The organism is Mycobacterium sp. TY814, from assembly GCF_030755175.1.
GTDB lineage: Bacteria > Actinomycetota > Actinomycetes > Mycobacteriales > Mycobacteriaceae > Mycobacterium.
The window spans coordinates 2,562,214-2,584,224 of the sequence record NZ_JAUFRY010000001.1 but is presented as its reverse complement, the minus strand read 5'-3'; the positions used below and the strand labels follow the sequence as shown (position 1 = coordinate 2,584,224).

Below are 22,011 nucleotides of genomic sequence, written 5' to 3'. Positions count from 1 at the left end.
CCCGCCGGGCCGGTCAGTTGCCGGCTTTGCCGTTGTTCCCGTTGTCGCCGCTCTTGCCGGGTGACCCTGCGCCGACCCCGACGCCGCCGTTGCCGCCGTTGCCGGCGTTGCCGCCGCTGCCGCCACTGCCGCCGTTGCCGTTGCCGCCGGCGCTGCCGCCACCGCCGGCCGCGCCACCGTTACCGACGGTGCCGGCGTCGCCGCCGTCGCCGCCGTCGGGGCCCTTACCGCCGTTGCCGCCGTTACCGTTGGCGCCGCCGCCGTTGCCGCCGAGGCCGCCGGTCTGGCCGAGTCCGGCATTGCCGCCGGCGCCTCCGCTACCGGCGTTGCCGCCCTTACCGCCATTGCCCGAGATGGCACCGCCCTTGCCGCCGTCGCCGCCGGCGCCGCCGCTGCCGCCCTTGCCGCCGGTGCCGCTGTTGCCGCCGTTGCCACCGTCGGGGTTGCCCGCGTCACCCGCTGCGCCATTGCCACCCGTTCCGGGCGCGCCGCCGGTCCCGCCTGCGGCGCCGTTGCCGCCGGCCCCGCCGTTGCCGGTACCGAGGGCGTTGCCGCCGGCGCCGGCCGATCCGCCCGCGCCGCCGGCCCCGCCGTTGGCGCCCTTACCGCCGGCGCCGTTGTTCACACCGAAGGTGGGGTCACCGGCCGCGCCGTTGCCGCCCGCGCCGCCGTTGCCACCGGTGCCGCCGTTGCCGCCGGTGCCGCCGTTGCCGGCGACGGTGCCGCCGAGGCCGCCTGCCCCGCCCTGCCCACCGGCTCCACCGGCCTGGCCGATCGTGCCGTCGTCGCCCGGGTTGACGCCGGCCGTGCCGGCCGTGCCCGCGGTGCCGTTGCCACCGTTGCCGCCGTTGCCGCCGGTGCCGTACTGGCCGGCGTTGCCACCGGCGCCGCCGTTGCCGCCGGCCTTGCCGGGATCGGTGGCCGCGTTGTAGCTGAAGCCCGCGCCACCGTTCCCGCCGTTGCCGGTCTGGGTGTTGGGCGTGGCGCCGGCCGTGCCATTGGTGCCCGCGCCACTGCCGTTGCCGTTCAGGCCGCCCTTGCCGGCCGCGCCGCCGGCGCCGGCATTGCCGCCGTCACCGCCCCGGCCACCGTCGGGGTTGGCGAAGGTGCCCGCCGCACCGTTGCCGCCGGCCCCGGCGGTGCCGCCGTTGCCGCCGTTGCCGCCGTTGCCGCCGGCACCGATGGCGCCGTTGGTGCCGGTGCCCAGGGCGGTACCACCCATGCCGCCGGCGCCGCCGTTACCACCCGCGCCGCCGGTCGCACCGTTGGTGCCGTTGGTGCCGGCTCCGTTGTTGACGCCCTGGACGCCGGTGGTGCCGTTGGTGCCGTTGCCGCCGGTGCCACCATTGGCGCCGTTACCGCCGATGCCGCCGGCTCCGCCGTTTCCGGAGATGGTGCCGCCGTTACCGCCGGCTCCCGCAGCGCCACCGCTGCCACCGGCCTGACCGTTGACATTGCTGCCGCCGTTCGACCCGGCGAAGCCGTTGCCGCCGTTGCCGCCCGTACCACCGTTGCCGTAGGTCCCACCGTTGCCGCCGGCGCCGCCGCTGCCGCCGTTGGCGCCCGCGGTGCTGGTCTGGGTGAAGCCGTTACCGCCGTTGCCGCCGTTGCCGACCGGGCTGACGAACCCGGCGCCGTCGCTGCCGTTGCTACCGGTGGTGCCGCTGCCGCCGCTGTTGGAGCCGCCGGTGCCGCCCTTGCCGACGATCGCGGCGCCGCCGTCGCCGCCCTTGCCGCCGTTGGGGTTGGCCGCGGTGCCGTCGGCACCCTTGCCGCCGTCGCCCGGGGTGCCGGCCTTGCCGCCGTTGCCGCCGTTGCCGCCGTTGCCGTCGGTGCCGTTGGTGCCGGTGCCGAGCGCCTTGCCGCCGAGTCCCGCGGAGCCGCCGTTGCCGCCGGCGCCGCCGGTGCCACCGTTGCCGCCGTTCTGGCCGGCACCGTTGTTGACGCCCGCCACCCCGGCCGAGCCGGCCACGCCGTCACCGCCGTTGCCGCCGGCGGCGCCGATGCCGCCGTTGCCGCCCTTGCCGCCGTTACCGAAATCGGTACCGCCGTTACCACCGGCGCCACCGCTGCCGCCCGCGCCGCCGGCGGTGCCGTCGGTGCCGCTCGCGCCCGCTCCGACGCCCGCCGTACCGGCGGTGCCGGCCGACCCGTTGCCGCCGTTGCCGCCCGCGCCGCCGTTACCGTGGTTGCCGCCGCTGCCGCCGGCACCACCGTTGCCACCGGCCGTGCCGGGGTTGGCGACGGTCTGGCTGTAGCCGTTGCCGCCGGCGCCGCCATTGCCGGTGGCGCCGCCGACGGTGCCGCCGTCGGTGCCGGCCGTGCCCGCCTTGGTGTTGGAGGTGCCGCCGGTGCCGCCCTTGCCCGCGGTCTCGTTTCCGCCGTTGCCGCCGTTACCGCCGTTGGGGTTGGTCACGGTGCCGTCGGCGCCCTTACCGCCGTCACCGGGGGTGCCGGCCTTGCCGCCGTTGCCGCCGTTGCCGCCGGTGCCGTCGCTGCCATCGGTTCCGACGCCCTGGGCCTTGCCGCCGACGCCGCCGTTGCCACCGTTGCCGCCGGCGCCGCCGACGCCGCCGTTGCCACCGTTCTGGGCGCTGCCGATGCCGGTGCCGTATTGGTCGACGTCGGCGACACCGTTGCCGCCGGACACGCCGTTGCCGCCCGCGGTGCCGTTGCCGCCGTTGCCGCCGGCGCCACCCTGGCCGCCGTTGCCGGAGATGGAGCCGCCCTTGCCGCCGGCCCCACCGGCGCCACCGGAGCCCCCGGCGCGGCCGTTGCCGCCGGAGTCGCCGGACTTGGTGCCGTTGGCGCCGTTCAGGATGCTGTCGACCCCGTTGCCTCCGGCCCCGCCGTTTCCGCCGTTGCCGATGTTGCCGCCGTCGCCGCCGTTGCCGCCGTTGCCGCCGCTGGCTCCCCTGGTCAGCGGGTTGTAGCCGGCCCCGCCCTGGCCGCCGTTACCGGCCGGCCCGGTGACCGAGGCGCCGTTGGTGCCGCTGGTGCCGGGCGTGGATCCGGTGCCGCCGCTGCCGCCGGTCCCGGCCTTGCCCGCGTTGCCGCCGTTGCCGCCGTTGCCGCCGTTGGGGTTGCCGACGGTGCCGGCCGCGCCGGTGCCGCCGTTACCGGGCGTGCCGGCCCTGCCGCCGTTGGCGCCGTTGCCGCCGGTGCCGTCGGTGCCTGCGAGGCCGCTGCCGTTGAGCAGCGCACCGGCCGTGCCGCCGTTGCCGCCGGCGCCGCCGTTGCCACCGTCGCCGCCGTTGCCGCCGGCCTGGCCGGCGCCGCTGTTGACGCCCGGCAGGCCGGACCGGCCGTTCACGCCGTTACCGCCCCTGCCGCCGGCCGCGCCGTTGCCGGCCGCGCCGCCGCTGCCGGCGTTGCCGGCCAGGGTGCCGCTGTTACCGCCGGCGCCGCCGCTGCCGCCGGAACCACCGGCCTGGCCGCTGGTGCCGCTGCTGCCGGGCAGGACGCCGTTGACACCGGCTTTGCCGGCCGTGCCGTTGCCGCCGGCGCCACCCTGGCCGCCGTTGCCGATCGTGCCGCCGTTGCCGCCGGCTCCGCCGTTGCCGCCGTTCTTGCCCGGGTCGGTCAGCGGGTTGTAGCTGAACCCGGTGCCGCCCTTGCCGCCGTTACCGGCGGTGCCGGCCGGGACGGAGCCGGCCTTGCCGTCGGCCCCGTTGGTGAAGCCGGTGCCGCCCTTGCCGAGTGCGCCGCCGGTGCCGATGGTGCCGCCGTCACCGCCCTTGCCGCCGTTGGGGTTGGCGTAGGTGCCGTTGCCGCCGTCGCCGCCGTTGCCGCCGACCCCGGTGTTACCGCCGTTGCCGCCGGCGCCGCCGTTGCCTGCCTTATAGCCGGGGGCGGAGGGCTGACCGCCTTCGCCGCCCTTGCCACCGGCGCCGCCGTTGCCGCCGCCACCGCCCTTGCCGCCGTTGCCGCCGTTGATGCCGTTGCCGCCGTTGCCGCCGGTTCCGCCGTCGCCGCCGTCACCCGCGGCACCGCCGGCGCCGCCGTCGCCGCCGATGGTGCCGCCGAGACCGCCCTTGCCGCCGTTGCCGCCGGCGCTGGCGTTGCCACCGTTGCCGCCGTCCACGCCGGGCGCGTTGCCGTCGGTGCCGGTGATGCCCTTGGCGCCGCTGCCGCCCTTGCCGCCGGTGCCACCGGTGCCGTACTGCCCGGCGTTACCGCCGGCGCCGCCGTCACCGCCGGCCTTGGTCGGGTCGGTGGAATTCCAGCCCGCCCCACCGGTGCCGCCGTTGCCGGCGATGGTGGTGGGGGTGGCGCCGGTGCTGCCGTTGCCGCCGGGGTTCAGGCCGGTGCCGCCGGTACCGCCGGTGCCGCCGCTGCCCGGGTTGGCGCCGTTGCCGCCGTTGCCGCCGGTCGGGTGTGCCGCGGTGCCGGCCGCGCCGGTGCCGCCGATACCGCTGACGCCGCCGACCCCGCCGTTGCCGGCGTTGCCGCCGTTGCCGACGGTGCCGTTGGTGACGGTGCCGGCGTTGCCGCCCGCGGCGCCCTTGCCGCCGGTGCCGCCGTTGCCGGCGTTGCCACCGTTGCCGCCGTTGATGACGAAGTTGGGGTCACCGGCGCCGCCCTTGCCGCCGACGCCGCCGGCCCCGCCGTCGCCGCCCTTGCCGCCGTTGCCGCTGTTGCCGGCGATGGTGCCGCCGTTGCCGCCCTTGCCGGCCGCGCCGCCGTCGCCGCCGGTACCGCCGACGCCGCCGGTGCCGCCGGTCGGGCCGGTGGTGCCGGTCACCCCGGTGCCACCGGTGAACCCGTCCCCGCCGTTGCCGCCATTGCCGTAGGCCCCCGCGTTGCCGCCGTCGCCGCCGGCGTAGCCGGTCTGTCCGGCACCCGGGACGCCGAAGGCGTTGCCGCCGTTACCGCCGTTGCCGGTCGGGCTGGTGGGAGTGGTGCCGGCCTTGCCGTTGGAGCCGCTGCCGCCGGGGCCGGTGCCGGGCGTGCCGGCGCTGCCGCCGGCGCCGGGGTCGCTGCCGTCGCCGCCCTTGCCACCGCCCAGGTAGCCGTTGCCGCCCTTGCCGCCGGCCGCGCCGAGTCCGCCGTCGCCGCCGTTGCCGGCGTTGCCGCCCTCGCCGACGTTGGTGTTGAGGCCGTTGCCACCGGCGCCGCCGGCCGCGCCCTTGCCGGCGCTTCCGCCCGCGCCGCCCTTGCCGTTCAGGGTGCCGCTGTTGCCGCCGTCTCCGCCGGCCCCGCCGCTGCCACCGGTCTGGCCGTTGGCGCCGTTGGGATCGTCGATGGTGCCGTTGGCGCCTGCCTTGCCGGCCGCGCCGTTGCCGCCGTTGCCGCCGGTGCCGCCGTCGCCGTAGAGGCCGCCGTCGCCACCGGCACCGCCCTTGCCGCCGTTGGCGCCGGGCGTGGTGGCGTTGTAGCCGTCGCCGCCGTTACCGCCGTTGCCGCCGACGCCGGTCGGGGTGCTGCCGCCGCTGCCGTTGGCACCCTTGGCGCCGGAGCCCGAACCGCTGCCGTTGGCGCCGCCGGCACCACCGGTGCCGCCGCTCACGCCGGTGCCCGGGTTGCCGCCCTTGCCGCCGGCCCCGCCGTCGGGGTTGGCCGCCGTACCGGCCGCGCCGTTACCGCCGTTGCCCTGCAGGCCGCCGTTGCCGCCGTTACCCGCATTGCCGCCGGCCGCGCCCGCGCCCGCCACACCGTTAGGTCCGCTGGTGCCGCCCTTGCCGCCGGTGCCGCCGTCGCCGCCCAGGCCGCCGGTGCCGCCGTTGCCGCCGTTCTGGCCGCCGCCGATGCCGGTGCCGTACTTGTTCGAGTTGGCCACGCCGTCGTGACCGTCGACGCCGTTGCCGCCGTTGCCGCCGCTGCCGGCATTGCCGCCGACTCCGCCGTCACCGCCGTTTCCAATGGTGTTGCCGCCCGCGCCGCCCGCGCCGCCGGCGCCGCCGGCGCCGCCCTTGCCGCCGTTGGTTCCGGAGTCGCCGGTGTTGGACCCGTTGATGCCGTTGGCACCGTTGGAGCCGCTACCGCCGGCGCCGCCCTTGCCGCCGTTGCCGTTGCTGCCGCCGCTACCGCCCTGGCCGCCTGCGCCGCCGGCCAGGCCGTCGCCGTTGGCGTCGGTGGCGTTGGGCGCCCAGGTGTAGCCGACGCCGCCGTCACCGCCGTTGCCGGACGGACCGGTGAAGGCGGCACCCGCGGTCCCGTTCGCGCCGCTCGGGTCGCCGCCGCCGTCCAGGCCGCCGGTTCCGCCGCCGCCCGCGGTCCCGACCTTGCCGCCGTTGCCGCCGTTGCCGCCGGCAGTGCTGCCGGCGATGCCGGCCGCGCCGTTGCCGCCGCTGCCCGACGCGCCCGCGGCACCGCCGTTGCCGGCGTTGCCGCCGTTGCCGACCGTGCCGGCGGTGCCGTACAGGCCGGCCTTGCCGCCGGCGCCGCCGGTGCCACCGTTGCCGCCCACACCACCGTTGCCGCCGTTGCCGCCGTTCTGGCCGCCGCCCTTGCCGTTGCCGTACTCGTCGAGGCCGGAGACGCCGTTGGCGCCGTCGTGACCAGTGCCGCCGGTGCCGCCGTTGGCTCCGGTCCCGCCGTTGCCGCCGGCGCCACCGTCACCGAGATTGGTGCCGGCGTCGCCACCGGCGCCGCCCTTGCCGCCGGCGCCGCCGGCCTGGCCCGTGCCGCCGTTTTCACCCGGGCTGACGCCGTCCTTGCCGACCGCGCCCGCCACGCCGTTACCGCCGTCGCCGCCGGCGCCGCCGCTGCCGTAGTTGCCGCCCTTGCCGCCGGCACCGCCGTCGCCGCCGTTGGCTCCGGCAGCCGTCGAGGTGAATCCGGCGCCGCCGGCGCCGCCGTTGCCGACCGGTGTCAGCGGCGTCGCGCCGTCGATCCCGTACTTGCCGGTGCCGATGCCGTTGCCGTTGCTGCCGCCGGTTCCGCCGGCGCCCACGGTGCCCACGTTGCCGCCGTTACCGCCGGCGCCACCGTTCGGGTTGGTCGCGGTGCCCGCGGCGCCGATGCCGCCGTTGCCCGGCGTTCCGGCATTGCCGCCGTTGCCGGCGTTGCCACCGGCGCCGGAGGCGCCGGCGCTGCCCTTCGTCGAGGTGCCGCCGACCCCGCCGTTGCCGCCGTTGCCGCCGCTGGCGCCGTTGCCGCCGTTGCCGCCCGCGCCGCCGGCGCCGTTGTTGACGCCGGCCACACCGGCTGCGCCGTCCTGACCCGTCCCGCCGTTGCCACCGTTGCCACCGCTGCCGCCGGCCCCGCCGGCGCCGCCGTTGCCGAAGTTCACCCCGGCCTTGCCGCCGCGGCCACCGTCGCCGCCGGATCCACCGGCCTGCGCGTTGCCGCCGCTGTCGCCCGCCTTCACCCCGGCGCTGCCGTCGTTGCCGGCCACGCCGTTGCCGCCGGCCCCGCCGTTGCCGCCGTTCCCGTAGTTGCCGCCGTCACCGCCGGCCCCGCCGTTGCCGCCGCTGGCTCCGGCAGCCTGCGGGTTGAACCCGCTGCCGCCGTTGCCGCCATTGCCGACCGGACCGGTGACGTTGGTGCCGTTGGCGCCGCTGGCCGCGGTGCCACCGCCGCCGTTGGTGCCACCGGCACCGCCCTTGCCGACGGCACCGGCGTTGCCGCCGTTGCCGCCCGCGCCGCCGTTCGGGTTGGTGCTGGTGCCGGCTGCACCGTTGCCGCCGCTGCCGGGTGTGCCGGCGTTGCCGCCCTTGCCGCCGATGCCGCCGTTGCCGTTGGTGCCTGCGGTTGCCCCGGCTCCGCCGGCCGCTCCGCCCTTACCGCCGGCTCCACCGGCTCCACCGGTGCCACCGGCGCCGCCGTCGCCACCGGCCTGGCCGCCGCCGATGCCGTTGTTGTAGTTGTTCTGGTCGCTGACGCCGTTGGCCCCGGTGATACCGGTGCCGCCGGCTCCGGCCGCGCCACCGGCGCCACCGTTGCTCGCGTTGCCGCCATTGGCGTTGGTGCCCGCGGTGCCCGCGGTGCCGCCGTTGGTGGCACCGGCCGCTCCGCCGGTGCCACCGGCGCCACCGTTGCCGCCCTTACCGCCGGCGCCACCGTCGCCGCCGGCATAGCCGGCGCCGTTGTTGAAGCCCGAGGTGCCGTTGGCGCCCGCCGCGCCGTTGCCGCCGTTGCCGGCGGTGCCCGCGTTGCCACCCTTGCCGGCGTTGCCGCCGCTGCCCGCGGTGCCCGCACCGGCGCTGCCGTTGGCCGCGCCCGCGGCGCCGCCCGCGCCGCCGCTGCCGCCGGCGCCGCCGTTACCGGCGTTGCCGCCGGCCGTGCCCGATCCGCCGATGCCGGTGGTGGCCACGCCGTTGCTGCCGTCGATGCCGCTGCCGCCGGCGCCACCGACGCCGCCGTTACCGCCCAGGCCGCCGGTGCCGCCCTTGAAGCCGCTGCCGGCGCCCTTACCGCCGGCGCCACCGGCCCCACCGTTGCCACCTGCGGTGCCGTCGGTGCCGTTGGGGTTGTTCGCGTTGACGCCGTTGGGGCCGGCTGTGCCGGCGATACCGTTGCCGCCCGCGCCGCCGTTGCCGCCGTTGGCGCCGGTGCCGGTGCCGCCGGTGCTGCCGTTGCTGCCGCCCGTGCCGCCGCTGCCCGCCGCGCCGCCGGCGCCACCCGCGCCGGTGGCCCCGGCGTTACCGCCGGCCCCGCCGGCGCCGCCGTTGGGGTTGGTCGCGGTGCCGCCCGCGCCGTCGCCGCCGCTGCCGGCCGCGCCGGAGTTGCCGCCCTTGCCGCCGGCGCCGCCGCTGCCGTTGGCGCCCGCGGAACCGCCGCTACCACCCGTGCCGGCAGCTCCGCCGCCACCGCCGGCGCCGCCCTTGCCGCCGGTGCCACCGGCACCGCCGTCGCCGCCGGCCTGGCCGCCGCCGATGCCGTTGCCGTACTTGCTGGAGTCGGCCAGTCCGTTGGCGCCGGTGATGCCGGTGCCGCCCGATCCGGCCGCGCCGCCGGCGCCACCGTTGCTGCCGGCGCCGCCACTGCCGTTATTGCCTGCGCTGGCTCCGGTGCCGCCGGCCGCGCCGGCGTTGCCGCCCTTGCCGCCCGCAGCGCCGTTACCGCCGGCGCCGCCATTACCGCCTGCGTAGCCGGCACCGTTGTTGACGCCGGAGACGCCGTTCGCGCCGTTGGCCCCGGCGCCACCCGCGCCGGCCGTCCCGGCAGCTCCGCCGTTACCGCCCGAGCCGCCGTTGCCGGAGATGCCCTTGGCGATACCCGTGCCCGGCGTTCCGGCTGCACCGCCGGCGCCACCCGCGCCGCCCGCGCCGCCGGCGCCGGCGTTGCCGCCGGCCTGTCCGGCGTTACCGATTCCGGTGGTCGTCGTGCCGCTGGCACCGGCGACGCCGGAGCCACCCGTTCCGCCGGCGCCACCCTGGCCGCCGGCCCCACCGTTGCCGGTGGTGGTCCCGACGCCGCTGGCCGTACCGCCGGCACCGCCGTCGCCGCCCTTACCGCCGGCCTGACCGTTGGTGCCGCTGTCGCCGGGGTTGACGCCGTTGCTGCCGTTGGCGCCGGCCGCGCCGTTACCGCCGGCACCGCCGCGACCACCATTGGCCCCAGAGCCGCCGGCTCCATTGGTGCCGCTGCCACCCGCGCCGCTACCCGCCGTACCGCCGAGGCCTACCGCGCCCGCGTTGCCGCCCTTGCCGCCTGCGCCGCCGTCGACGAACGCGCTGGTGCCGTCGGCGCCGCGGCCGCCGTCACCGGCAGTGCCGGCGTTGCCGCCCTGACCGCCGTTGCCGCCTTTGCCGTTGGCGCCGGCCGTCGCCCCGGCGCCACCGGCCGACCCGCCGGTGCCACCGGTCCCGCCGGCCCCGCCCTTGCCGCCGGCACCACCGTCGCCACCGGCCACGCCGGCTCCGCTGTTGACGCCGGCCACGCCGTTGGCGCCGTTGACTCCGGCGCCACCGTTGCCGGCCGCGCCGCCTGCACCGCCACTGCTGGCCGCGCCGCCGCTGCCGTTGGCGCCCGCGGTCCCGCCGGTCCCGGTGCCGGCCGCGCCGCCGGCGCCGCCGTTGCCGCCATTGGCGCCGTTACCGCCAGAACCGCCGTTGCCGCCGGCAGTGCCGGCTCCACCGTTCACGCCGGCCAGACCATTGGCGCCGGCAGCGCCGATGCCGCCCTTGCCGGCGAGGCCCGCGTCGCCACCGGACCCGGCGGCGCCGCCGCTGCCTGCCTTGCCCGCCGTGCCGCCACCGGTGCCTGCGCCGCCGGCATCGCCGCCTCGACCGCCGGCACCGCCGGTGCCGCCGGCACCGGCGTTGCCGCCGGCCTGGCCCGCGCCGCTGTTGACGCCGGCCACGCCATTACCGCCGTCGACGCCGGAGCCGCCGGAGCCACCGGTACCGCCGGTGCCGCCCTGCCCGCCGGTGCCGCCGACGCCCTTGCCGCTGGCCGTGCCGCCGGCACCAGCGTCGCCGCCCTTGCCGCCGGCCGAACCGTTGGCGCCGCTGTCGCCGGCGTTGACGCCGTTCTTGCCGGCAGCGCCGGCTGCGCCGTTACCGCCGTCGCCGCCCTTGCCGCCATTGGCCCCGGTGCCGTCGGCGCCGGTGGTGCCGTTGCCGGCCAGCCCGCTGCCGCCCTTGCCGCCGGCGCCGATCGCGCCGGCATCGCCGCCCTTGCCGCCGGCTCCGCCGTCGGTGAACGCACTGGTGCCGTCGGCGCCACGGCCACCATCGCCGGCCGTGCCGGCGTTGCCGCCCTGACCGCCTGCGCCGCCCTTGCCGTCGGCGCCCGCGGTGGCGCCGGCACCGCCGGCCTGACCGCCGGTGCCGCCGGTGCCACCGGCGCCGCCCTTGCCGCCGGCGCCGCCGTCGCCACCGGCCTGGCCGGCGCCCGCGTTGATTCCGGCCACTCCGTTGGCGCCGGTGGTACCGGCACCGCCGGAGCCCGCTGCGCCGCCCGCGCCGCCGTTGCTGGCCGCGCCGCCGTTGCCGTTGGCGCCTGCGCTGGCGCCGGCGCCCACACCGGCCGCGCCGCCGACGCCGCCATTGCCGCCGTTGGCGCCGTTGCCGCCCGCGCCGCCGTCGCCGCCGGCATAGCCGGCGCCGCTGTTGATCCCGGAGATGCCGTCGTGGCCGACGGCGCCTGCGCCGCCCTTGCCCGCCGTGCCTGCCGCGCCACCGCTGCCGGCCGCGCCGCCGTCGCCGGCCTTGCCGGCGGTGGGACCGCTGCCGGCCGCGCCGCCCTTACCGCCGGCGCCGCCGTCACCACCGGCCCCGGCGTTGCCGCCGGCCTGGCCGTTGCCGCCGGCGCCGGTGCTGGCGATGCCGTTGTTGCCGTCGACACCCGAGCCGCCCTTGCCGCCGGTCCCGCCGATACCACCTGCCCCGCCGTCGCCGCCCTGGGTGCCGACGCCGCTGGCCGTGCCGCCCGCGCCGCCGTCGCCGCCCGCGCCGCCGTCGCCGCCCTTGCCGCCGGCCTGACCGTTGGTGCCATTGGCGCCGGCGTTGACGCCGTTCTCGCCGTTGGCCCCGGCCGCGCCGTTACCGCCGGCGCCGCCGTCACCGCCGTTGGCACCGGAGCCGCCCAGGCCGTCCGCGCCCTTGCCCGCAGGTCCGGAACCGCCGGTCCCGCCGGCGCCGACCGCGCCCGCGCTACCACCCTTGCCGCCGGCCCCGCCGTCGACGAACGCACTGGTGCCGTCGGCGCCGCGGCCACCGTCACCGGCCGTGCCGGCGTTGCCGCCCTGACCGCCTGCGCCGCCCTTGCCGTCGGCGCCCGCGGTGGCGCCGGCACCGCCGGCCTGACCGCCGGTGCCACCGGTGCCACCGGCGCCGCCCTTGCCGCCGGCGCCGCCGTCGCCACCGGCCTGGCCGGCGCCCGCGTTGATTCCGGCCACTCCGTTGGCGCCGGTGGTACCGGCACCGCCGGAGCCCGCTGCGCCGCCCGCGCCGCCGTTGCTGGCCGCGCCGCCGTTGCCGTTGGCGCCTGCGCTGGCGCCGGCGCCCACACCGGCCGCGCCGCCGGCGCCGCCCTTGCCGCCGTTGGCGCCGGCACCGCCCGCGCCGCCGTCACCACCGGCGTAACCGGAACCGTTGTTGACTCCGGCCACCCCGTTGGCGCCGCTCGCGCCGTTGCCGCCCTTGCCCGCGGTACCTGCCGCGCCACCGCTACCGGCCGCGCCGCCGCTGCCCGCGTTGCCCGCGACACCGCCACCGGTGCCACCGCTGCCGGCGTCACCGCCCCTACCGCCGGCGCCGCCGTCGCCGCCGCTGCCCGCGTTGCCGCCGGCCTGGCCGTTGCCGCCGGCACCGTTGGTGACCTGCCCGAGGGCACCGCTGATGCCCGAGCCGCCCTTGCCGCCGGTTCCGCCGACGCCACCCGCGCCACCGTTGCCGCCGTGGGTGCCCGAGCCGCTGGCCGTGCCACCGGCACCGCCGTCGCCGCCCTTGCCGCCGGCCTGAGCGTTAGTGCCGCTGTCGCCGGCGTTGACGCCGTCGGTGCCGTTCGCCCCTGCCAGACCGTTACCGCCGGCACCACCGTTACCGCCGTTGGCACCGGAGCCGCCCAAGCCGTCCGCGCCCTTGCCCGCTGCGCCGGCACCACCGGTGCCGCCCTGGCCCACCGCGCCGGCGTTGCCGCCCTTGCCACCGGCCCCGCCGTCGATGGCCCCGGTCACCCCGTCGGCGCCGCGGCCGCCGTCGCCGGCCGTGCCGGCGTTGCCGCCCTTGCCGCCGGCCCCGCCGAAGCCGTCGGCGCCGGCGCTGCCGGTGAGGCCGCCGGCCTTGCCGCCGGTTCCGCCCGTGCCGCCGGCGCCACCCTTGCCACCGGCCCCACCGTCACCACCGGCGACACCGGCGCCGTTGTTCACACCGGCCACCCCGTTGGCGCCGGTGACACCGGCGCCGCCCTTGCCGGCCGCGCCGCCGGCACCGCCGTTGCTGGCCGCGCCGCCGTTGCCGTCCTTGCCCGCGCTGCCGCCGGCGCCCGCGCCGGCCTGACCACCGGCGCCGCCGTTACCGCCGTTGGCGCCGTTACCGCCGGCGCCGCCGTCACCACCGGCGTAACCGGCACCGTTGTTGACTCCGGCCACCCCGTTGGCGCCGCTCGCGCCGTTGCCGCCCTTGCCCGCGGTACCTGCCGCGCCACCGCTACCGGCCGCGCCGCCGCTGCCTGCAATGCCCGCGACACCGCCGCCGGTGCCGCCGCTGCCGGCGTCACCGCCCTTACCGCCGGCTCCGCCGTCGCCGCCGGCTCCGGCGTTGCCGCCGGCCTGGCCCCCGCCGATACCGGTGCCGTACGCGTCTTCTCCGGCCACCGCGTTGCCGCCGTTGAGACCGGAGCCGCCCTGACCGCCGGTGCCACCCTGGCCGCCGGCGCCGCCGGCGCCGCCGTGGGTACCCGCTCCGCTGGCCGTGCCGCCGGCACCGCCGTCGCCACCCCGGCCACCGGCAAAGCCGTTGCCGCCGTTGTCGCCGGCATTGATGCCGTTGGTGCCGTTGACACCGTTCAGACCGTTACCGCCGGCACCGCCGTTGCCGCCGTTCGCGCCGGCCCCCGCGACTCCGTTGGCACCGTTGCCGGCCGGACCGAGGCCGCCGGCGCCGCCCGCGCCCACCGCGCCGGCGTTGCCGCCCTTGCCGCCTGCGCCACCGTCGATGGCGCCCGTCACGCCATCGGCACCGCGGCCACCGTCGCCGGCGATGCCGGCGTTGCCGCCCAGACCGCCCGCGCCGCCCTTGCCGTCGGTACCCGCGCTGCCGGAGCCACCGCCGGCCTTGCCGCCGGTTCCGCCCGTGCCGCCGTCGCCGCCCTTGCCGCCGGCCCCGCCGTCGCCGCCGGCGACACCGGCGCCGTTGTTGACCCCGGCAGTGCCGTTGGCGCCGTTGGCACCGGCGCCACCGGCCCCGGCCGCCCCGCCGGCGCCACCGCTGCTGGCCGCGCCGCCGTTGCCGTCCTTGCCCGCGCTGCCGCCGGCGCCCGCACCGGCCTGACCGCCGGCGCCGCCGTTACCGCCGTTGGCGCCCTTGCCGCCTGCTCCACCGTCGCCGCCGGCGTAGCCGGCGCCGTTGTTGACCCCGGCGGTGCCGTCGTGACCGTGGGCACCGATGCCGCCCTTGCCGGCGATTCCGGCCGCGCCGCCGCTTCCGGCATCACCACCGCTGCCCGCGGTGCCCGCGACGCCGCCGCCGGTGCCGCCGCTGCCGGCATCGCCGCCCTTGCCGCCGGCTCCGCCGTCACCACCGCTGCCGGCGTTGCTGCCGGCCTGACCGGCCTGCCCGGCGCCGTCGGTGGCAACCCCGTTGCCGCCGTTGACACCGCTGCCGCCCTTGCCGCCCTGGCCACCCTTACCGCCGGCCCCACCGCTGCCGCCGTGGGTGCCCGAGCCGCTGGCCGTGCCACCGGCACCGCCGTCGCCGCCCTTGCCGCCGGCCTGACCGTTGGTGCCGCTGTCACCGGCATTGACGCCGTCGGTGCCGTTGACACCGTTCAGACCGTTACCGCCGGCACCACCGTTACCGCCGTTCGCGCCGGACCCCGCGAGCCCGTTCGCGCCGTTGCCGGCCGGCCCCAGGCCGCCGGCGCCACCGGCGCCGACCGCGCCGGCGTTGCCGCCCTTACCGCCTTCGCCACCGTCGATGGCGCCGGTCACGCCATCGGCACCGCGGCCACCGTCACCGGCGGTGCCGGCGTTGCCGCCGAGACCGCCCGCGCCGCCGGAGCCGTCGGCGCCGGCGCTACCGGTGCCACCACCGGCCTTGCCGCCCGTCCCGCCGACACCACCGTCGCCGCCCTTGCCGCCGGCCCCGCCGTCGCCGCCGGCGACACCGGCGCCGTTGTTGACCCCGGCGGTGCCGTTGGCACCGTTGACGCCGGCGCCACCGGCCCCGGCCGCGCCACCCGCGCCACCGCTGCTGGCCGCACCGCCGTTGCCGTCCTTGCCCGCGCTGCCGCCCACGCCGGCACCGGCCTGACCGCCGGCGCCGCCGTTACCGCCGTTGGCGCCCTTGCCGCCTGCTCCGCCGTCGCCACCGGCGTAGCCGGCGCCGTTGTTGAGCCCGGCAACGCCGTTCGCGCCGCCGGCTCCGTTACCGCCCTTGCCCGCGGTACCCGCGTCGCCGCCGCCACCCGCCGCGCCGCCGCTGCCCGCCTTGCCCTGGGACCCGCCACCGGTGCCGCCGCTGCCGGCGTCGCCACCCTTACCACCGGCTCCGCCGTCGCCGCCGGCCCCGGCGTTGCCGCCGGCCTGGCCGTTCTGTCCGGCGCCGTTGCCGAGCTGCCCGTTGCCGCCATCCACACCGCTGCCGCCCTTGCCGCCGGTGCCGCCGACGCCACCGTCGCCGCCGTCGCCGCCGTGCGTGCCCGAGCCGCTGGCCGTGCCGCCGGCCCCGCCGTCGCCGCCCCGGCCGCCGGCCTGACCATTGCCGCCGCTGGCGCCCGCGCCCACACCGTTGGTCCCGTTGGATCCGGCCAAACCGTTGCCGCCGGCGCCGCCGTCGCCTCCGTTGGCGCCCAGCCCGCTGAGACCGGTCGCGCCGGCGCCGGCCGGACCGGTGCCACCGGCGCCGCCGGCGCCGACCGCGCCGGCGTTGCCACCCTTGCCGCCCGCCCCGCCGTCGACGAGGCCCGTCACGCCATCGGCGCCACGACCACCGTCACCGGCCGTGCCCGCGTTGCCGCCCTGTCCGCCGGCGCCGCCCTTGCCGTCAACGCCCGCAGTCGCACCGGATCCACCGGCCTGGCCACCGGTGCCGCCGGTCCCGCCGGCGCCGCCCTTGCCGCCGGCACCGCCGTCGCCGCCGGCCACACCCGCGCCGTTGTTGACCCCGGCCGTGCCGTTGGCGCCGTCCACACCCGCGCCACCGCTGCCGGCCGCGCCGCCGGCGCCGCCGCTGCTGGCCGCGCCACCATTGCCGTTGGCGCCCGCGCCGCCCCCGAGACCGGTGCCGGCCGCCCCGCCGATGCCGCCCTTACCGCCGTCGCCGCCCTTACCACCGGCACCGCCGTCACCGCCGGCGTAGCCCGCGCCGTTGTTGACCCCGGCCGCACCGTTCGCGCCGCCGGCGCCTGCGCCACCCTTGCCTGCCACACCGGCGTCGCCGCCGCTGCCCGCCGCACCACCGCTGCCGGCCGTTCCGGCCGCACCGCCGAGGCCGGTTCCGCCCGCGGCGCCGCCTTTACCGCCATCGCCGCCGGCGCCACCGCTACCGGCATTGCCGCCGGCCTTGCCGGCGCCGCCATCGCCGTTGGTGGCGATGCCACCGGAGCCGTCGACACCGCTGCCGCCCTTGCCGCCCCCGCCGCCCTGGCCGCCCGCTCCGCCGGCGCCGCCATGAGTGCCCGCGCCGCCCGCCGCGCCACCGGCACCGCCGTCGCCGCCCTTACCGCCGGCCAGGCCATTGGTGCCGCTGTCGCCCGCGCTCACACCGGTGATGCCGTTGGCGCCTGCCGCGCCGTTGCCCCCGGCGCCACCGTTACCGCCGTTACCGATGTTTCCGCCGTCGCCGCCCGCGCCACCGCTGCCGCCGTTGGCACCGGCCACGGTCGCGCTGTAACCCGCACCGCCGTCGCCACCGGAGCCGGCCGGACCGACCACCGCGGCGCCGTCGGCGCCCTTGGCGCCGGTGCCGGCACCGCTGCCGTTCTGTCCGCCGCTGCCGCCCGCGCCCGCGATCCCGGCGTTACCGCCCTTGCCGCCCGCGGCGCCGTCGATGTGGTTGGCGTCCCCGCCCGCGCCCACGCCGCCGTCGCCGGGCCGCCCGGCCGCGCCACCGTCACCACCGGCGCCACCGGCGCCCGACGCAGCCGCGACGCCCTTGCCCAGCACCGTGCCGGCCTTGCCGCCGGCCCCACCGCTGCCGCCGGACCCCCCGTCGCCACCGCTGCCACCGGACTGGCCGGCCTGACCCGCGGCCGCGCCGTCCTTGCCGTCGACACCGATGCCACCGGCGCCACCGGCGCCGCCGTGACCGCCGGCACCGCCGGCACCGCTGTTGCCGGAGATGGAACCGCCGTTGCCGCCGGCACCGCCGCTACCGCCGGACCCACCGGCGAAGCCACTGGTGCCGCTGTCGCCGGGGTTGATCCCGTTGACGCCCGCCTTGCCGGCCGCACCGTTACCGCCGGCCCCGCCGGCGCCGCCGTTGCCGTAATTGCCGCCGTGGCCGCCGCTACCGCCGTTGCCGCCACTGGCGCCGGCGACCGAACCCAGGGACGCGTCGTAGCCGGCCCCACCGTTTCCACCGTTACCCCCGGTGCCGGTGATCGTGGTGCCGGCCTTGCCGTGTGCCCCGACGACCGATCCGGAACCGCCTGTGCCGCCGGCGGCGCCGACGCCGTTGTTGCCGCCATTGCCGCCGTTGCCGCCGTTGGGGTTGGCGGCGTTGCCCGCCGCGCCGTTGCCGCCGTTGCCGCCGATGCCGCCCGTGCCGCCGTCACCGCCGGCCCCACCACGGCCGGTGATGCCGGACTCGCCGAACAGCAGGCCACCGCGGCCGCCCGCGCCACCGTTACCGCCGTTACCGCCGATAGCGCCGATGCCGCCGTCGCCGCCGTCGGTGCCGTTGCCGCCGGGATAGGTTCCGTCGATCCCGTTGGCGCCCTGGGTACCGATCCCGCCCTTGCCGCCGACCCCGCCGTTGCCGCCGTTGCCGCCGTCACTGAAGAGCAGGCCGCCCCGGCCGCCCGCACCGCCGTTACCCCCGGTGCCACCGTTGATGCCGGTCGAGCCCGCGCCGCCGTTGGCGCCGTTACCGCCGACCCCGCCGTTGCCGTACAGCCATCCGCCGTTGCCTCCGGCGCCGCCGGTGCCGCCGGGGTTGCCGGCGCCGCTGGCGCCGCCGCTGCCACCGGTGCCGCCGGTGCCCAGCAGCCAGCCCGCGTTACCACCCAGCCCACCGGTGCCGCCGACCGCCGCGCCGGCACCGCCGGTACCGCCCGCACCGCCGGCGCCGTAGAGCCCGCCGGAGCCCCCGGCCCCGCCCAGGCCTCCGTTGCCCGTCTGACCGATGCCGCCGGCGCCGCCGGCGCCGCCCGAACCGCCGGACAGCCATCCTGCGTCGCCGCCCGCTCCACCGCCGCCGCCGGTCGCACCCATGCCGCCGGCACCACCGGCACCGCCGCTGCCGGTGAGCAGACCGCCGTGGCCGCCGTGGCCGCCGAACCCGGCCTGACCGCCCACGGTCGGACCGGCACCGCCGGATCCGCCCGCTCCACCGTTGCTGAACAAGTACGCGTCGCCGCCGCGGCCGCCACTCCCGCCGACGCCGGTCGGACTGGTGTTGCCGCCACCGGCCCCGCCAGTCCCGCCGTCGCCGTACAGGTAGCCGCCGTTGCCGCCGGCCGCGCCCCAGCCGCCGTTCGCGCCGGTTCCGCCGGCGCCGCCGGTTCCGCCCGCGCCGATCAGCCAGGCCCGGCCGCCGGCGCCACCGGCGCCGCCGGTGCCCAGCGCGTTGAGGTTGGCGCCGCCGGCTCCACCGACACCACCGCTGCCGTACAGCCAGCCACCGCTGCCGCCCGCACCGCCGGCGCCGCCGTTGCCGATCGTCGAAGCACCGCCGGCCCCGCCGGCCCCGCCGTTGCCGATCAATCCGGCACTACCGCCCGCACCGCCGGCCTGCCCGGCTGCGCCCGCGGCGCCGGAGCCGCCGTTGCCGTACAGCAATCCGCCCGCGCCACCGGCCGCACCGGGAGTACTGCCGTTAGCTCCGTCACCGATCAGCGGGCGACCGAGAAAGATCTGCGTGGGGGCGTTGATTGCGCCGAGCACCGCCTGCTCCAGCCCGGCCAGCGGCGCGGCGTTGGTGGCCTCGGCCAGGCCGTATGCACTTGCGCCCGAAGACAGGCTCTGCAGGAACTGGCTGTGGAACGCGGCGGCCTGGGCGCTGACCGTCTGATAGGCCTGCCCGTGGTTGCCGAACAGCGCGGCGATTGCGGTCGACACCTCGTCTTGCGCCGCGGCCAGCAACTGGGTGGTGGAGGCCGCCGCAGCCGCGTTGGCGCGCTCCAGCGTGGACCCGAGACCGGCGAGGTCCGAAGCCGCGGCTGAGAGCACATCCGGAGATGCAATTACGTATGACATTGGGAAACCGCCCACTAGCTAGGTCACGACCTAAGAGGTCGCCTTTGATGTCCCCAGGTCATGCTGATCGGCCAGGCCGATACGGACGATAGCTGTAAAACCCTGAGACCATACTGACTTTTGTCCAAAAACAGCGTAAATCATCAAAATAGTCTCTAAAAAGTGGTCTGGGCCACACTTGAGACATCCAGACGGCGCTTAACGGCCCAGGGCGGGCACCAAAATGTGAGTTTGCTATGACGCGCGGTACCGACCCTGCCTTCGGTTTACGGATAGTTCCGACGCAGGCTGGATATCGGGGAGCTATCCCGCGGTCCCAGGCTGGCCGAAGATGCCGCCACGGCCGCCGCCGCCACCGGTTCCGGTGGTCCCGACCGGAGCGCCGATACCACCGGCGCCGCCGCCGCCACCGTTTCCGCCATTGCCGATGATGGTGGCGCTACCGCCGCCGCCGCCGTTGCCGCCAGGTCCACCCGGCTGCGGGCTCAGATTGTCGCCGCCGGCGCCGCCGACGCCGCCGGCGCCGCCGTTGCCGAAGATGAATCCGCTGTTGCCTGCGGCGCCGCCGTAGCCACCGGCTGCACCCGCACCGGCGGCATTGCTTCCGTCGCCTGCCGCGCCTCCGGCGCCGCCGCCACCACCGTTGCCCAGCAGCAGCGTCGATGCGCCTGCGCCGCCGTTGCCGCCCGTTCCGCCGGTCGCGCCGGGTCCGCCGGCCCCGCCTGCGCCGCCGGCACCACCGGACGCACCGTTGCCGTAGATGAATCCGCTACCCCCGGCATTGCCGCCCTGACCTCCGTCGCCGCCGGCCGCGCTGACGTTGTGGTCGCCTCCGCTGCCGCCCGCGCCGCCGTTGCCGCCGGTGCCGAAGATGCGGGCGGTGCCGCCGTTGCCGCCCGCGCCACCGTGGCCGGCCGTCGCGAGGAAGGTGCCGGTCCCGCCGGCGCCGCCCGTGCCGCCGTCGCCGCCGATACCCCAGATCCATCCCGCGTCACCGCCGGCGCCACCGGCGCCACCGTTGCCGGAACCGGGGATGGTGACCAGCCCGGCGCCGCCGGTGCCACCGTTACCCCCGAAGCCGAACAGCAGTCCCGCCGCGCCGCCGTTGCCGCCGGCGAAGCCGTTGCCGTCGGCGATGGCGAGGACGCCGGCACTGCCCGCCCCGCCGTGGCCGCCGCTGCCCAGCAGCCAGGACCGGCCGCCGGCACCACCGGCGGAGGGCAGTTCGACGCCGCCGTTACCGCCGTTGCCGCCGTCGCCGAACAGCAGGCCGCCGTTGGCGCCGGCACGGGCGGTGCCGCCGTCGCCGCCGTTGCCGATCAGGAACCCGGCCCTGCCCGCGGTGCCGCCGATCACACCGTTACCGCCGTGGCCGCCGTTGCCGAGCAGCCAGGAGTTTCCGCCGCCGCCGCCGATGCCGTCGCCCGCTCCGCCGGCCCCGCCGTTGCCGCCGGCGCCGCCGTTGCCGAGCAGGAACCCGGCATTGCCGCCGCCCGCTCCGTTGCCGCCGAGGCCGCTGGTGCTGCTCCCGCCGCTGCCGCCGATGCCGCCCCGGCCGAACAGCCAGGCGTTACCCGCAGTACCGCCGTTGCCTGCGGTGCCGTTCAGGAATGTCGTCGATCCGCCGTGTCCGCCGGACCCGCCGGTGCCGATCAGGACGCCGCCGTTGGCTCCGGCGCCGCCCGCCCCACCGACCCCGCTCACGCTGCCGGCCCCGGAACCGCCGGAGCCTCCCTCACCCAGCAGCCAGGCGTTGCCGCCGGCCCCGCCGGCTCCACCGGCGCCGCTGCCGCCCAGGTTGGCACCGCCGTTGCCGCCCACCCCGCCGCTGCCGATCAACAGGCCACCGGCGGCGCCCGCGCCCCCGGCGCCACCGAAGCCGCCCGAGCTGCTGCCGCCGGCCCCGCCGTTGCCGCCGTAACCGATCAGTGCTGCGGCACCACCGGAACCACCGGCGCCGGCGTCGGCGCCCGCGCTGGTTCCGCCCGCTCCGCCGTGCCCGCCCAGGCCCACCAGCCAGGCATTGCCGCCGATACCGCCGGCTCCGCCGGCTCCGGTGCCGGCGGCGTCACCGCCCGCTCCGCCCGAACCCGCGATGCCCAGCACGGCGTTGCCGCCGGACCCGCCCGCGCCGCCCGCGCCGAGCAGGGTGCCGTCACCGCCGTCGCCGCCGAATCCGGCGTTTCCGAACAACCCGGCGTTGGCTCCGGCGCCACCGGCGCCACCGGCACCGTTGCCCGTGGCGCTGCCGCCGGCCCCGCCGGCCCCGCCGTTGCCGTACAGCAGACCGCCGCCACCACCGGCGGCGCCGATCGCACCGTCGGCACTGACGCTGGATCCGCCGGCCCCGCCGGCTCCGCCGCTGCCGATCAGCCGGGCGGTGCCACCGACCCCGCCGAGGCCGCCGGTGCCCACGCCGCCGGTGTTGTTGCCACCGGCGCCGCCGGCGCCGCCGTTGCCGTACAACCAACCGCCGTTGCCGCCGGCCCCGCCGGCTCCGCCGGCGCCGGTCGCCGAGTTCCCGCCGGCGCCTCCGGCGCCGCCATGACCGATCAGTCCGGCTGAACCACCGGCTCCGCCCGCTGAGCCGGGCGCACCCGAGCCGCCTTTTCCGCCGTTGCCGTACAGGTAGCCGCCGGGCTTGCCCGCCGCGCCGGTCCCGTCGAGCCCGTCGGCTCCGTCACCGATGAGAGGCCGGCCGAACAGTGTCTCGGTGGGCAGGTTGATCAGGTCGATCAGGGGCTGCAGCGGCGACGCGGCGGCGGCCTCCGCCGCGGTGTAAGCGCTGGCGCCCGACGACAGGGCCTGGATGAACCGGGCGTGGAAGGCGGCCGCTTCCGCACTGACGGTCTGGTAGGCCTGGCCGTGGCTGCCGAACAGCGCGGCGATCGCGGCCGACACCTCGTCTTGTGCCGCCGCGAGCAACTCGGTGGTGGAGGACGCCGCGGCCGCGTTGGCGCGTTCCAGCGCGGCCCCGAGGCCCGTCAGATTCGAAGCCGCGCCCGACAGCACGTCCGGCGACGCAATTACGTAAGACATGG

General features: G+C 78.9%; 2 protein-coding genes. Both read right to left on the bottom strand.

The genetic code is table 11. The annotated features are described in order from the left end of the window. Positions 1 to 13 precede the first annotated feature (13 nt). Positions 14 to 18,970: a PE family protein gene (locus QXH22_RS11335; protein WP_306275604.1), complete on the bottom strand. Its 18,957-nt coding sequence runs from the start codon at positions 18,968 to 18,970 to the stop codon at positions 14 to 16. Positions 18,971 to 19,273: 303 nt separating this feature from the next. Next, positions 19,274 to 22,009 (bottom strand): PE family protein, encoded by a 2,736-nt coding sequence (locus QXH22_RS11330; protein ID WP_306243156.1) that lies wholly within the window; start codon positions 22,007 to 22,009, stop codon positions 19,274 to 19,276. Positions 22,010 to 22,011 lie beyond the last annotated feature (2 nt).

Bases quoted from the DNA above. Each gene is read 5' to 3' on its own strand.
- QXH22_RS11330 (WP_306243156.1), bottom strand. From the start codon at position 22,009: ATGTCTTACGTAATTGCGTCGCCGGACGTGCTGTCGGGCGCGGCTTCG.
- QXH22_RS11335 (WP_306275604.1), bottom strand. From the start codon at position 18,970: ATGTCATACGTAATTGCATCTCCGGATGTGCTCTCAGCCGCGGCTTCG.